The organism is Butyrivibrio sp. (genome assembly GCF_024699075.1).
In genome coordinates, this window is the sequence record NZ_JAILQF010000183.1 from 1 (window position 1) to 13,419 (window position 13,419).

General features: G+C 39.7%; 12 protein-coding genes. 1 reads left to right on the top strand and 11 read right to left on the bottom strand.

Annotation, left to right across the window (positions count from 1 at the left end; genetic code table 11):
* Positions 1 to 3: 3 nt before the first annotated feature.
* From K6G87_RS07175 to K6G87_RS07205, 7 genes are all read right to left on the bottom strand, one after another.
* Positions 4 to 1,155 carry an HAD family hydrolase gene (locus K6G87_RS07175; RefSeq protein WP_296835378.1) on the bottom strand — a complete coding sequence of 384 codons (1,152 nt, stop codon included), beginning with the start codon at positions 1,153 to 1,155 and terminating at the stop codon, positions 4 to 6.
* 183 nt (positions 1,156 to 1,338) lie between these two features.
* On the bottom strand, positions 1,339 to 1,989 hold the full coding sequence (locus K6G87_RS07180) for a response regulator (RefSeq protein ID WP_296835380.1): 651 nt from the start codon (positions 1,987 to 1,989) through the stop codon (positions 1,339 to 1,341).
* 33 nt (positions 1,990 to 2,022) lie between these two features.
* Complete coding sequence (locus tag K6G87_RS07185) at positions 2,023 to 3,024, bottom strand: sensor histidine kinase (protein ID WP_296835382.1); 1,002 nt, start codon at positions 3,022 to 3,024, stop codon at positions 2,023 to 2,025.
* A complete protein-coding gene (locus K6G87_RS07190; RefSeq protein ID WP_296835384.1) occupies positions 3,014 to 4,177 on the bottom strand; it encodes an ABC transporter permease in 1,164 nt (387 codons plus the stop codon). The genes K6G87_RS07185 and K6G87_RS07190 overlap by 11 nt, the downstream gene beginning before the upstream one ends.
* Positions 4,164 to 5,312 (bottom strand): ABC transporter permease, encoded by a 1,149-nt coding sequence (locus tag K6G87_RS07195; RefSeq protein WP_296835386.1) that lies wholly within the window; start codon positions 5,310 to 5,312, stop codon positions 4,164 to 4,166. The genes K6G87_RS07190 and K6G87_RS07195 overlap by 14 nt, the downstream gene beginning before the upstream one ends.
* The gene (locus K6G87_RS07200) at positions 5,312 to 6,253 is read right to left on the bottom strand and encodes an ABC transporter ATP-binding protein (protein ID WP_027205639.1); all 942 of its coding nucleotides are present in this window, start codon (positions 6,251 to 6,253) and stop codon (positions 5,312 to 5,314) included. The genes K6G87_RS07195 and K6G87_RS07200 overlap by 1 nt, the downstream gene beginning before the upstream one ends.
* A 270-nt stretch (positions 6,254 to 6,523) precedes the next feature.
* Positions 6,524 to 7,852 carry an MATE family efflux transporter gene (locus tag K6G87_RS07205; protein ID WP_296835389.1) on the bottom strand — a complete coding sequence of 443 codons (1,329 nt, stop codon included), beginning with the start codon at positions 7,850 to 7,852 and terminating at the stop codon, positions 6,524 to 6,526.
* Between the two features lie 393 nt (positions 7,853 to 8,245).
* On the opposite strand from K6G87_RS07205, the gene K6G87_RS07210 reads away from it, so the two are divergent.
* Positions 8,246 to 10,237 carry an oxidoreductase gene (locus K6G87_RS07210; protein WP_022758645.1) on the top strand — a complete coding sequence of 664 codons (1,992 nt, stop codon included), beginning with the start codon at positions 8,246 to 8,248 and terminating at the stop codon, positions 10,235 to 10,237.
* Between the two features lie 258 nt (positions 10,238 to 10,495).
* On the opposite strand, the gene K6G87_RS07215 is transcribed toward K6G87_RS07210, so the two are convergent.
* The 4 genes from K6G87_RS07215 to K6G87_RS07230 all read right to left on the bottom strand — a co-directional run bounded on the left by K6G87_RS07215 (position 10,496) and on the right by K6G87_RS07230 (position 13,348).
* Entirely contained in the window at positions 10,496 to 10,906 is a 411-nt protein-coding gene (locus K6G87_RS07215) for a hypothetical protein (protein ID WP_296835392.1), read from the bottom strand.
* Positions 10,907 to 11,130: 224 nt separating this feature from the next.
* Entirely contained in the window at positions 11,131 to 12,027 is an 897-nt protein-coding gene (locus K6G87_RS07220) for a nucleotidyl transferase AbiEii/AbiGii toxin family protein (protein WP_296835394.1), read from the bottom strand.
* Positions 12,024 to 12,611, bottom strand: a complete 588-nt coding sequence (locus tag K6G87_RS07225) for a type IV toxin-antitoxin system AbiEi family antitoxin domain-containing protein (protein ID WP_296835395.1) — start codon at positions 12,609 to 12,611, stop codon at positions 12,024 to 12,026. Before K6G87_RS07225 ends, K6G87_RS07220 begins: the two co-directional genes overlap by 4 nt.
* A gap of 155 nt (positions 12,612 to 12,766) precedes the next feature.
* Positions 12,767 to 13,348 (bottom strand): class I SAM-dependent methyltransferase, encoded by a 582-nt coding sequence (locus K6G87_RS07230; protein ID WP_296835397.1) that lies wholly within the window; start codon positions 13,346 to 13,348, stop codon positions 12,767 to 12,769.
* Positions 13,349 to 13,419 lie beyond the last annotated feature (71 nt).

Here is a 13,419-nt window from a genome sequence, read left to right on the forward strand (position 1 = left end):
TGCTTAAATGCTATAAGATTGTCTTTTCACAAAGCTGATCAGTTTTTCTTTTGGAATAGCAATTCTAGCTGCTGCAGCATCTTCTGATTCAATGTACTGCTCATCAGCCCTTGTGACTGTGTCGGGATATATCTTTAAAAAGTCATTCTTCATTGAGATTGGCACATATCCCTGTTCTCTATATTCTGCAGATTTCTCGGTCCAGTCCTGTTTGCCCCACTCACGCTCGCTGTCATCCGCAACTACCATGTAAGCCTCAGAAGGGTACGGATTTCTTTCATCTATAACATAATTCATCATGCTGGTGTCGCTGCCGCTGTTACCAAAGGCAAGCACAGGGCGCTGTCCTATCTCACGCTCTATCCAGATTGTCTTGTTTGCATTCAGGTTCTTCTGTATAAAACCACCTGTGATCACAAGCTCGTCACCATCTGCATATTTGTAATCCATGTTGGATGAGACATCCTCATAACCCTTAACTTTCACTTCGAATTCAGTGCCTATCACATGACTGGGAGATACATAGTCTTTGATGGGTGAATTGTCGATGATCGCTCTGGTTGTGGTTCGCTCCGTACCGCTGACCACATAAATGGTAAAACCGTTATCATAGAGGAACTTTACAACCTCTACCATAGGCAGGTAGAAGCCGTCAATATAACGCATATTATTAAAACTGTCTGTCTCTTTCTGACCAAATTCCACGGCATAGTCATACAGTTCCTGAATAGTCATTCCAGCATAGGCTTTGGCAAAATTCCTTGCCAGCTCTTCACCTGCAGTGTATCCGGGCTTAATTTCCTGTGCAGCTGCTTTCAATTCATCCGATACTCTCTCGGGATGGTCTTCTAAGCAATAATTTATGAACATCATCGTGTCATAATATGTATAGTAGGTCTCACAAGTAAGTGTGCCGTCCATGTCAAATACTGCAATACGGTCTTCTTCAGGAATAAAGTTCTCATTATCTTTCTTATTGGTCACTTTCTTGACATAAGCTTCAAGACTCTGGGCTGCTTCAGAATCTGTCGCCCAGTACTGCGAAAGACTTTTAGTTTTTTGCGCTCCGCATCCCACAAGTGATGTAAAGCATACAAGAATTAAAAGAACCTGCAACATTGATAAAATACGTAAATATGTCTTTTGAAAAATCATAGCTACGCCATCCTCTCCTGTTGATATATTCATTAAATTATATATATTTTATCAGTATTGTGGTAATTTGTAAAAAGATTAAATATTTAGGACTCACGACTAAAGTCACGAGAATGCGCCGCCGCATTTTTCAAAAAAATGGGGGCTGTATATGCCCCCAAATCTATATACATATCAATATTGTCACTGATGATTTTTGAGATAAAAAATTGCAAGCTGTGTCCTGTCACGTAGTTCCAGCTTTTCAAGTATAGTAGACAGATAGTTCCTGACTGTGCCTTCTGACAAAAAGAGCTTTCCAGCTATCTCTTTATTAGAATATCCCTCTGCTACCAGCTGGATAACCTCAAACTCTTTTTCTGTAATATCTTTGGACTCATAATCAAATCCTGATTCTCTGGATTGAACCTCGTTCATAAGCGCAGGAAGCTTGTCTACAACAGCTCCTCCGAATACGCTCTGACCATTCATTGCAGCTTTAAGCGCAGCCGGAAGCGACTTATAGTCCTGCTTCAGAAGATATCCCCTAACGCCAAGCTTTAAAGCTTTCACAATATATTCATCATCAGAGAATGTTGTCAAAAAGAGTATCACTGCATCCTTATGCCTTTTTAATATCTCTTCTGCAGCTTCAAGTCCATTCATATCGGCCATTCTGATATCCATAAGAAGAAGGTCCGGGCTTAGCTTGTCATATAAATCTATACCTTCTCGTCCGCTGCCACCCTTGCCGACGACGTTAAAGCCTTCTTCTGCATTTATGATCATCTCAAGAGACATTGTTATAAGTTCATCATCATCTACTAATAGTATCTTTTTATCTTCTGCCGGCATAGTACGTAATCCTTTCTTGTTCCCTTAACTCCGTCACCGGGGATCATTTATGGGGAGGCGCGCAAATACTGTGAAGCCATCGTTTGTATAGAAGTAGGCATCACCGCCAAGACTTCTTGCTCTGTTCCTGATATTCTCAAGGCCTATACCGTCAAGAGTGCCGGATGAGATTAATTCTCTCTGAGCATCAGACAGATGTCCATTATCAGTGACAGAAAGGCTACAAAAGCTATAGTTCCTCTGAAGTATGATGGAGACGGTGTCTGCACTTGAATGCTTTAATATGTTAGTAACTGCTTCTTTTAGTATACCGATCAGAGACAGCTTTATCTTTGTAGGAACAGACTCGTCAAGATCAAGATCTGCAAGGACTTTATAGTCTTTAAGTTCTCCTATTATATCATCAAAGTTCTTCTTAAGGTCTATAGAATCGTCGTGAAGATCATGAACTGAGGCTCTCATCTTCTCCATAGACTCATCCAGGGTTCCTGCCAGCATCTCAAGCTGCGAACTTATAGAATCATCCTTGTTGACAGTCTTGATAGCCCCAAGTAGAAGGATTGCTCTTGACAGAAGGTGGCCTACATTGTCATGGATCTCTCTTGCTATCCTGTTGCGCTCAGCAAGTGTAGCAAGGTGTACCTGTTGATCCTGCTCTGACATAAGGCGTCTATTCTTGTCTTCAAGCATATCTTCCAGTTCCTTGCTGTCATCCCTTGTTCTAAAAAGAAGTGTCTTGTATTTCATCATGATCTCATACAAGATGATAGAGACAGCTGTAAAGGCTCCAAGTATCACGATTGCCCATAGCTTTAACGTGTCATAAGGATCTCCCCAAACATACGCACCTGCTATCACAAAAGGGATTAAGGTAACAAAACTGTAAACTCTTTTATCATTAAAAAGAAGACTTACTTCAAGTATCAAAAAAATGCAAACAGACACTACAACCGAAGAGGTTGTAATGCCATTTGCATTTGCTATAGTAATAAGTCCTGCCGCCGCCAGAAGGCGGATAATCACATCATAGAGCATATTGTTCCTTTTTCCTTGTAATGATCATGCCTGCTGCTAAGAAAGCCATGCCAAAGAGGACTTCTATAAGTAGATATGTTCCAAAACGTCGTCCCATAATGCTGTCAACCGGCGTGTCATTGATAAAATCCAAAGCTCTTGTATACCAGTAAAGAGGCATGAAGTGAGCTGCTTTGACAATACCGTCAGACAGAAGCTCTTTGTCAATAAACACTCCGCATAGAAAACTCATGGACAATACCAGCATGTTGGATATCATATTGATAAGATTCTCGCTGGCTGATATCGAGCAGATAAAATATGCCATTCCAAGTCCCACCAGCATCAGAGCGTAGGTATCAAGTGCATAGTATAAAAGCTTCGCATTAGCATATTCAAGGCCCATAAGCTGGATGACCAGAATTACAAAAGAAGTGATCGCAAAACCCACGAAGGTTACGCCTCCGATAGTTGCTGCATTTCTGGTCATAAAGTGCATTCCACTAACTGAGATACGCTTTTTGACATCTTTGTTCTTCATAAAAGTCAGAGTACTTGCACAGCAGATGCACAGGAGCATCATAAGTGTGTATCCGTTAAATGTGAACATGGATGTATAAAAAGAACGATGGTTATCATCAGATGTATCAAGTACAGATGCCTTAGTGCCACTGAGCTCTAACATCTGATCATACGTAAGTCTTATAGCCTCATCCTCGCTATAACCACTATTTAAATATATCACAACGTCCTGCAGATAGTCATCAAGCTTTTGGGTTAATAGGAACTGTGATGCGGTGGTGCCAGGAGCTATATATGTAAGAGCGCCTTCCGTATTACCTGATAAAATGTTGTCTTCAAAACCCTCCGGAATTATAAGAGCATATTCATAGATAAGGAATCTTACATTATCATTCATAGTCTGAGAATCATCGGTCTTTGGATCTACAACTTCCTGAGTGCTTTCAAGATAGCTTACAAGAGCTCTGCTTAGTTTAGAGTTATCCTTGTCTGTTACAGCCACTTTGACAGTTACTTCTTCAAAGACATCTTCTTGTGTAGTAACCTTAGCTCTTGCCTGCATATTTCCAAATACTGCAAATATGGAAAAATAGACTATTATGGTCATTATATTGGATTTAAGAGATTTAAGTATCGCATTAAAGACTGACATATTTTCTCCTCCTTAAAAGGAATGCACTGATGATGAGACATCCGGCGATCATACCACTCATAATATAAATATCCTGATAGTATATATCTGTTTTGCCATAAGCAGCTCTTGTATACAGACAGTCTACAAGAAGCGCTGCGGGATTGATCTTATTTAGTATAGGGAAGTTCGCTTCAATAAGCTGCCTTATCTGGTGCCACATAAGGCCGCTGCAAAAAGAACATGTCATAGTAAAAGCAAGCGGCACTACTACAAGCAGTCTTTCATTTCTGATCAAAGAGCCCATAAGTACACCTGCTGATATTCCAAGCCCACTTCCAAGAGTAGTCAGGAAGATTATGTTAAGAAGCGGAGCTCCAAGATTTATCTTCAAGATATACTCAACATATACAACAACTATTGCATTAGAGACAGCTTGCAGTGTAAGGCCTGCTAAGATTCCTGCCGCAATTGACAAAAGCTTACTTGCCGGTGAACACTCAAAACGCTTGCCTCGCTCAGTCAGATTGGCACACATTCCTTCCAGCATCGCCGTACTTATCCAGGAACTAAAAAGTGAAGCCATAGCTATAAGAGCAAAGAAGTATTGAAGGTATTGGGAAGTATTATTGCCAAATTCATGTTCTTTAAGGACTTTAAGATCACCGGATATCATCTCCATAGAACTTTCAAGCTTATCAGGATGGTCTTTGGCTATATTTTCTATAAGTGTTACTTTGTTCTCATACTCTCTTACTATCTGATTAAGAGTCGTCGTCTTATATCCGTTAAAAGGAACGATCGTCTCTACATCGCCGTTATCATCAACATATATTCCATACAGACCATCTTCTCCTTTTAGGTCCTTTAGTGCTTCCTCTTTGGATTGATATTCATGTACATTAAGTATCTTCTCATGATCGTCATTTTCTTTAGAAAGCTCATCCAGCATCAAAGTAAAGCTTGTATCAACGTCTCCTGTATTAACATATCCAACATCAATTGCTTTAAATGTATCAGGATCTTCTGCGATCATATTTCCAAATCCCATATAAAAAGCTGTTGCCAGAACGATCGGGAACAGGAAGTTCCATCCAACAAGATATCTGTTTCTTGCAAGCTCTTTTAGTTTGTATATATAAATGCGTCCAAACATCAGTCTCTAAGCTCCTTTCCTGTTATCTCAAGGAATACGTCATTTAGTGATGGAAGCTGTGTTGATACATGTCCAAATGGGATATGATTATCAGTAAGATATCCAAGGATGTGTACAAGGTTGTGTTCTCCGCCATCGCACTTGATCACAAGATCATCACCATCCTCTTTGACCTTATATACATGATTTATCTCTTTGATATCACCTATGATCTTGTCTGATCTGTCAGGAAGACCGACTCTTATCGTCTCACGACTTATAAGAGATGACTTGAGCTCTTGTGAAGTGCCACTTGCTACGTTTCTGCCATGATCCATGATGACTACTCTGGTACAGAGCTCTTCAACTTCTTCCATATAGTGGGATGTATAGATGATCGTAGCTCCTGCCTTATTCATCTTCCTGATGCCTTCAAGGATCGCATTCCTTGACTGGGGATCAACAGCAACTGTCGGCTCATCGAAGATGATAAGCTTTGGCTTATGAGCGATACCGCAGGCTATGTTAAGTCTTCTGAGAAGTCCTCCTGAGAGCTTTTGAGGCTTATACTTTTTGTATTCTGATAGACCTGTAAACTCAAGAGCTTCCTCTACATATTTTTTTCTTAGAGCTTTATTTTTAATATATAATCCGCAGAAAAAGTCTACATTCTCATATACGTTCAAGGTATCAACTACTGCTACATTCTGCATTACAACGCCTATCTGTGACTTGATATCATAAGCCTCAGGTTTCATCTCTTTGTCAAAAATAGTAACTGTCCCCTTATCATACTGAAGCAGTGATAACAGGCAGTTGATCGTTGTGGTCTTGCCTGACCCATTTGGTCCAAGAAGTCCTAATATTTCTCCTTCCTGTACATTAAGTGAAAAGTGGTCAACTGCAACTTTGTCTCCGTATCTTTTTACCAGATTATCGATTGCTACTACGCTAGTACTCATATTCTTCTCCCTTTATGATTAGCTATTTGCAGGCTTCCCAATTGGTCAAACCGGCATCTTCAAGTGTGAAGTTTTAGTTATATACTCAATTCATCCGTTACTCAACGATTCATTGTTTTATGGGTGACTTGCTATGAGACTATAATACATATAGCAGTACTTATAAACCAGTGAACATCGTCACCATTTATAATGACAATTGTCATATCTGATTCATTAAAAAATCCGAAACCTACTTGGGAATCGGATTTTTAAACTTTGTTTACGAATCTAAACTATTTCTCTCCAAAGAAAGACTCTAAACAGTAAAAAGGCAACAACTGTAGTGATTATATCAGCAGTAACCTGCGCTGCAATAATGCCGTTAAGTCCTGCAGTCATAGATAGAATTAAAAGTGCAGGCCAAAATGCGATCCCCTGTCTGCAGGATGATAAAATAAACGCACCTGCCGCCTTACCTGTTGCCTGAAATGTACAGATAACAATAAGACATATTCCCATGAGCGGCATTCCTAGAAGCTGGAATATAAGCATTCTCGCACCCATATCTATCATATCAGGGTCAGTCAGAAATCTTCCAAGTATGACTTTTGAAAAAAGAGACAGAAGAAAAAGTGCTGTAAGTCCTGTTCCACCTGTAAGAGCCATTCCAAATCCCATGATCTTCTTAAGCCTGTCCTTAAGTTTTGCTCCATAACAATAGCCAATAAGAGGCTGACCGCCAAAAGATAGACCAACAATTACAAGTACAGCTATATTAACGATCTTAAGGACGATACCCATAATGGCGATATTGTCATCACCGTAAGGCTGCAGGTATCTATTGGTGAGGGTGATACCCACTGTCTGCATCAGGTTTGTGATACTGGAAGGAAGTCCTATAGCCAAAACTCCGGAGAATGTCTTAACATCAAAACTTAGATTTGCCGGATCTATAGACAACACATCACTCTTTTTGACAATTATTATGACAAAAAAGACAGATGTAACAACATAACCTATGGCAGTTGCCATGGCAGCTCCTGCCGCGCCAAGCCCCAGTTTAAAGATAAATATAGGATCAAGGATTATATTAACAACAGTTCCAACAACAGATCCTACCATCGATTCCATAGCCTTACCTTCTGCTCTTAAAAGATTAGACGGAACCAGTGAAAAGATGACAAAAGTTGAAGCAAGAATAAGCCATGTATAGTACTGCTTAGCATAATCATAAGTATTATCAGTAGCTCCAAGGAGCATAACTACCTGCTTTTTAAATACCAGCATAAGTATAGTAAAAATAATACCTGTGATAATAGAAGTATATATACAAAATGTACTCTTACTCCTTGCTCCATCTCTGTCATGTGATCCAAGGGCTCTTGAGATCACAGAGCTTCCGCCTATTCCAAATATATCTCCTATTGCCAGAAGCAGTGTAAATAAAGGTGCGCACAAAGATACTCCTGCAATAAGATCCGTATTACCTGTCAGCGCGATAAAATAAGTATCTACAAGATTATAAATAAGAGTAACTACCATACCCATAACAACAGGCAGCGCCATCTTCATATAAGCCTTGGGAATAGGTGTTTTTTCAAATAATTCGTTTTGCATTGTTTTATATCCTTTCCAAATATATATTATTCAACCGTCCGAGTTGGAAGTATAAATGTATTAGCTTATTTGATGCAAAAAAAAATCCATGACCCGAGATGGATTATGGATTTCCTAACCGTGGCCAGCAATGCCAGCCCTACTACAATATTAATTTCACTTAATCCTAGCACTTTTTAGCTATATGAGTCAATAACCGAAATGTTTTGTTTAACCCTATCCACCTTTTGTTGATGGTTCATAGCACGTGAATATTATAAAATTAATGCATATGATAAAAGTTTAACAAAGGCAAGTTAAGCTTTTTCACCCGGCTTATGAAGCATGCTACATACGCATGTTTCGATATTTTTCCATTATATACAAATAATAAACAGGTAGGAGGACAATTAAATGAAGTACCAGGGACTTTTTGAGCCTATCAAGATCGGTAAGCTCGAAATCAAGAACCGCTACGCTATGGCGCCCATGGGACCACTTGGTCTTGGCGACTGCGAAGGCGGCTGGAATGACAGAGGTATTGATTACTACACAAGACGTGCCAAGGGCGGCATCGGTCTTATCATCACAGGTGTAACATTCTCAGACACTGAAGTTGAGAAGCCTTCTTTTCCTAATACACCTAACTCAACTTACAATCCGGTTCAGTTCGTAAGAACAAGCCGTGAGATGACAGAGCGTGTACACGCTTACGGTTCTAAGATATTCCTGCAGATGAGCGGCGGATTCGGACGCGTTACTATCCCTACAAACCTTGGAGAGTTCCCTCCTGTATCTGCTTCTGCTATCCCGCACAGATGGCTTGACAAGACTTGCCGTCCACTTACTGTAGAAGAGATCCACGGAATCGTAGAGAGCTTTGGTAAGGGTGCTTACAATGCTAAGCGTGCAGGCTTCGACGGCGTTGAGATCCACGCTGTACACGAAGGATACCTTATCGACCAGTTTGCTATCTCCTTCTTCAATCACAGAGAAGATGAATACGGCGGATCACTTGAGAACAGACTCAGATTTGCTAAAGAGATCCGTGAAGAGATTGCTAAGACTTGTGGCTGGGACTTCCCTGTTGCAATGAGATTCTCACTTAAGAGCATGGTCAAGGACTTCCGTGAAGGTGCTCTTCCGGGCGAAGAATTCGAAGAAAAAGGCCGTGATATCGAAGAAGGTATCGAGGCAGCAAAGCTCCTTGAGAAGTTCGGCTATGACGCTCTTGACGTAGACGCAGGAACATACGATGCATGGTGGTGGAATCACCCTCCGATGTACATGGAGAAGGCTCCTTACAAGGAATTTGCACGTATCACTAAGGAGAATGTAAATATCCCTGTTATCATGGCAGGTCGTGTAGATAACCCTGATACAGCTATTGACTGTCTTGACAAGAATATCTGCGACATGATCTCCCTTGGTCGTCCTACACTTGCTGATCCTGATATCGTTAACAAGATCCGTAGAGGTAACCTCTCACAGATCCGTCCATGTATCAGCTGTCAGGAAGGCTGCATGGGTCGTATCCAGACTTACTCTCTCATCAACTGTGCTGTTAACCCTCAGGCAGGCAAAGAGAGACTTAACAAGTACAACCCTGTTGTTAAGAAGAAAAAAGTCCTCGTAGTAGGCGGCGGTGTTGCAGGTTGTGAAGCTGCACGCGTACTTGCAGAAAGAGGTCATGAGCCTGTCCTTTATGAAGCATCAGACAGACTTGGCGGTAACCTCATCCCTGGTGGTGCTCCGGCATTCAAGGAAGACGATATCGCACTTGCTAAGTGGTACGAAGATGAAATGGTACGCCTTAATGTAGAAGTTCACATGAATACAAAGGCTACTGAGAAGGAGATCCTTGATAGTCAGTATGATGCTGTTATCCTTGCTACAGGTTCTCGTCCTAAGATGTTCTCACTTGGCGATGATGACAAGGTTTACTCTGCAGAGCAGGTACTTCTTGGCAAGAAAGATGCCGGAGACAAGGTAGTTGTAGTCGGCGGCGGTCTTGTAGGATGCGAACTTGCACTTGACCTTGCTCAGAAGGGCAAAAAGGTAACTATAGTAGAAGCTCTTGATAAGCTCATGGCAGTTAACGGACCTCTCTGCTCAGCTAATAAGGAAATGCTTGAAAAGCTCATTCCATTCAACGGTATCGACGTTGTTACAGGTGCTAAAGTTACAGAATACAAGGACGGCGTATTAAAGGCATCTGTAGGCGAAGGAACTAAAGAGCTTGAAGCTGACAGCGTAGTACTTTGCGTAGGTTATGCAAGCGAGAATACACTCTACAACCAGTACAAGAATGATGTAGACGAGATCTACCTCCTTGGCGATGCTAAGCAGGTATCCAACATCATGTATGGTATCTGGGATGCATTCGAAGTAGCTAACCACATCTAATCCCCCAAAATAACCACTACTACAGCTTTGTATATATCTGAAATTTTTTTCATAACCTCCCTTTTTAATATAAAAAGCTCTCATCATATAAACTATGGTGAGAGCTTTTTGTAATTAACTAAAACCACCCATTTGAACGGTGCAATTCCTGCGTCTATGCCATCACCATCTTCTATCCTGCCATCTTTAAGAACATAGCTGTTCATCTTACCGTAACCGAATTCGTCATGGTCTTCGATAATGACATTTTTATCACTCTTATGATATAGGAAAAAAAGTAATCGCTGGCGCTACCTTCATATTCAGGATAGTAAAGCCTGCTGTCTTCGTCGTATGACAAAAGAAATCCTGAAACATACATATATTCACCGTCGGTGTTATATGCATATATCTCTGATGCTCATTGGTTGAAGGCTTGCCCATAGACACCATAAGATCATCATCTACGACGACCTTGACCTTCTCAGATAGAATGGGAAAAAAGGCATCTTCATCTGCCACAATGTCAGAAAGTTCTATCTTCTTACCACTTTCTACGTAGTAGGAATGAGATTTGTATGAATAGGTATCAAATTCATAACCGGAATTATAGTCATTATATCTGCAACATTCATTTATGATGCTCAGATTCTTGTTAACAACTTGCCACAGCCTGTACCTAGAGAACATACCATTGCTATGGACATGGTTACCAACAATAACTTACGCTTTCTATTATTACCCATATAGTTTCCTCACACTTGACTTCGTTTTGAAAAAATGAGAAAAATAGTTCCATTATTTAGTGTAAGTTATTGTTAATTAATATTCAATATAACGTTTATTTTGATCCAGAAAGCCCATTTGAAGCATAACTTGCATAATAGAATCAGCTTGATTTTTTTAACGATTTCTTATTTCCACCTTTTAGCTAAATGATCCCACTCTGATGAATAATCTATTCCTCTAGTTATGCTATCAACAATCGGAAGCAACATCGCCTTAAGCAATATTACTACATCTTCCAACTCTGTATTTACCACAGCTTTCTTCTTTTTCAGAAAGGCCTTCCACCTGCTTTGATGTATACCACTTGCTAAGAAATCATCAGTAAATGCAAATATATCATCAAAACCTGTTCCACGGTGCTCAAATGTTTCCTTAACTGCTTCTTTAAGTTCTGCCCCATCAAAATCATACCTGTCAGCTAGTATGTATATATCATAAAAGTCTTTATATCTGCTATTAGCATCTCCTAAAGAAACAATTGCCTCAAACTTCTCTGAAATAACCGAAGAAATTGAATAAGCGTAAATCTCAGGTATCTCCATATCGAGCAGTACTGGAAACTCCATCTTTATTCTCTCAGGATAAATAACATCACCAAACCCAATATCAATTGAAACCGGAACCTTAGTCCTGTCCAAATATGCCATAATAGAAACATTCACACCATGATATTCCTTAAATTCAGTGATCTCTTTGACATCCAAGGTATCAAGATCAAACGTAAGCGCATCATCGCATGAAATGGAAAATATATTTTCAAATACCTTTTTCATATCTTCCACATTATTTGGTATATTCTTTGCAAGAAGGTCAATATCCCTTGTTGCTCTTGCAAACTCACCATCAAATAACGCATAAAGAAAAATACCACCTTTCAATGTAAAGCGCTCTATATACTCTGACACCGATAGCCTGTATACGGTTCGTTCCAATCCATACGTTACCAGCGCTTCCTGAAAAGTTTTACCACTTGCAATTGCCTTGTTCTTTAGCCTATCTTTTACTGATATTGCGCTTATCATACGAGAACCTCCAGATATTGTCTCATTGTCTTATCGCATTTCATTAACTCTGCATATTTGAGAAGTCTGTTAAGATTTCGATCCTTCCTTTGAAGATATGACACAAGGATTTCCTTTGTTTCTTCAATCCCAACTTTTTCTCTGTAAAATACGATATCAACAACGGTTTTCTCTATATCATATATCTGGAATTCATTCTTACCTTCCTTTACCGTTATTGCTCCTAGTTCATGCCTGCTATCTGTATAATAATGAATGTTAATCTGTGGCCAATCCGGAATCGTAGAAACCTTTGATTTTCTCGGAATAGCCACATCAACAGCATCGGGGATAAAAGTTGTGAGATGATAATAAACTGCAGCACTAAGCAGACATATTACTCCCTTCGGAGCATATGCCTCTGCATAGTAGAAATCGGATTCTTCTCCACAATACTCTGCATTCTCATAATATCTTTTATTTAGTTTTATTAGCTTCCCTTCATCAACTAGCTTGCTGATCTTATACAGCGAAAAACCATAGTCTTTAAGCTCCTGCACGGAAAAAAGCTTTTTATCTTCAGGAAGTATTGATGATTCTGACATAATTTCTCCCTCAACTTGAAATTTGATTCTTATTCGGCATTTGTGTGTTATGCCGAATTATAATTAAATTCTATGATCAAATGCAATTATTGTCAAGGATAGCTCCGCCATATGTAAATGCTTCAAAACAACTATGAAGAGTGGCATTAACTATATCAATATCCTGCATAAATTCCAACATATGTCACTACATTAGTCGTGAGATGGCTTGTAATAACATCTCTGGGAATATAATATTCCTGATAACTTACAGTTCTTTTGATTGTATCCCATTCAGAGAATATATCATCAATGCAGCTCTGAAGCTCCTTTGTAGATAGATTCACTTCAAATTGTGGCTCGAGATCTTCAAGAGTCTCTTTATTCTTTTCCCTGACATCTGAATTGATTACAAGGCAAACTATCCCGTCAGTTTTTATTCCATCTCTGATCTCTCTTAGTTTATTCCAAAAGATCTCTTTGCTTTCCACATGCTCCAAGGCAGAAACTGCAATGATCAGGTCATATGTACCTATTGTTATCGGATAATGCTCAATCGTATCTACAAAGCCATGAATGCAATCTGAAACGCCAAGCTCATCCGCATTAACCTGAAGCTTATCAATAGCTATATCAAGGATATCAACGCCAAGGTGATATCTTTCTTCCGGAATATCTTTGAAATTACCAAAGCCTCTTACCCATGTTTCTCCGGTTCTATTTCCGTCGCGATCATACAAATCCCAAATTTCAGCCATAATATCCAATTCCTCCACTTGTTTTCCATGTTTCTTCTAACAAGACCACATTTACCAATGAACAAATTCTC

Excerpts from the sequence above, each read along its gene's own strand:
- K6G87_RS07195 (WP_296835386.1), bottom strand. The coding sequence starts at position 5,312 with ATGTTTGGACGCATTTATATATACAAACTAAAAGAGCTTGCAAGAAAC.
- K6G87_RS07185 (WP_296835382.1), bottom strand. The coding sequence starts at position 3,024 with ATGCTCTATGATGTGATTATCCGCCTTCTGGCGGCGGCAGGACTTATT.
- K6G87_RS07220 (WP_296835394.1), bottom strand. The coding sequence starts at position 12,027 with ATGATAAGCGCAATATCAGTAAAAGATAGGCTAAAGAACAAGGCAATT.
- K6G87_RS07205 (WP_296835389.1), bottom strand. The coding sequence starts at position 7,852 with ATGCAAAACGAATTATTTGAAAAAACACCTATTCCCAAGGCTTATATG.
- K6G87_RS07210 (WP_022758645.1), top strand. The coding sequence starts at position 8,246 with ATGAAGTACCAGGGACTTTTTGAGCCTATCAAGATCGGTAAGCTCGAA.
- K6G87_RS07215 (WP_296835392.1), bottom strand. The coding sequence starts at position 10,906 with ATGTTCTCTAGGTACAGGCTGTGGCAAGTTGTTAACAAGAATCTGAGC.
- K6G87_RS07190 (WP_296835384.1), bottom strand. The coding sequence starts at position 4,177 with ATGTCAGTCTTTAATGCGATACTTAAATCTCTTAAATCCAATATAATG.
- K6G87_RS07225 (WP_296835395.1), bottom strand. The coding sequence starts at position 12,611 with ATGTCAGAATCATCAATACTTCCTGAAGATAAAAAGCTTTTTTCCGTG.
- K6G87_RS07230 (WP_296835397.1), bottom strand. The coding sequence starts at position 13,348 with ATGGCTGAAATTTGGGATTTGTATGATCGCGACGGAAATAGAACCGGA.
- K6G87_RS07200 (WP_027205639.1), bottom strand. The coding sequence starts at position 6,253 with ATGAGTACTAGCGTAGTAGCAATCGATAATCTGGTAAAAAGATACGGA.
- K6G87_RS07175 (WP_296835378.1), bottom strand. The coding sequence starts at position 1,155 with ATGATTTTTCAAAAGACATATTTACGTATTTTATCAATGTTGCAGGTT.
- K6G87_RS07180 (WP_296835380.1), bottom strand. The coding sequence starts at position 1,989 with ATGCCGGCAGAAGATAAAAAGATACTATTAGTAGATGATGATGAACTT.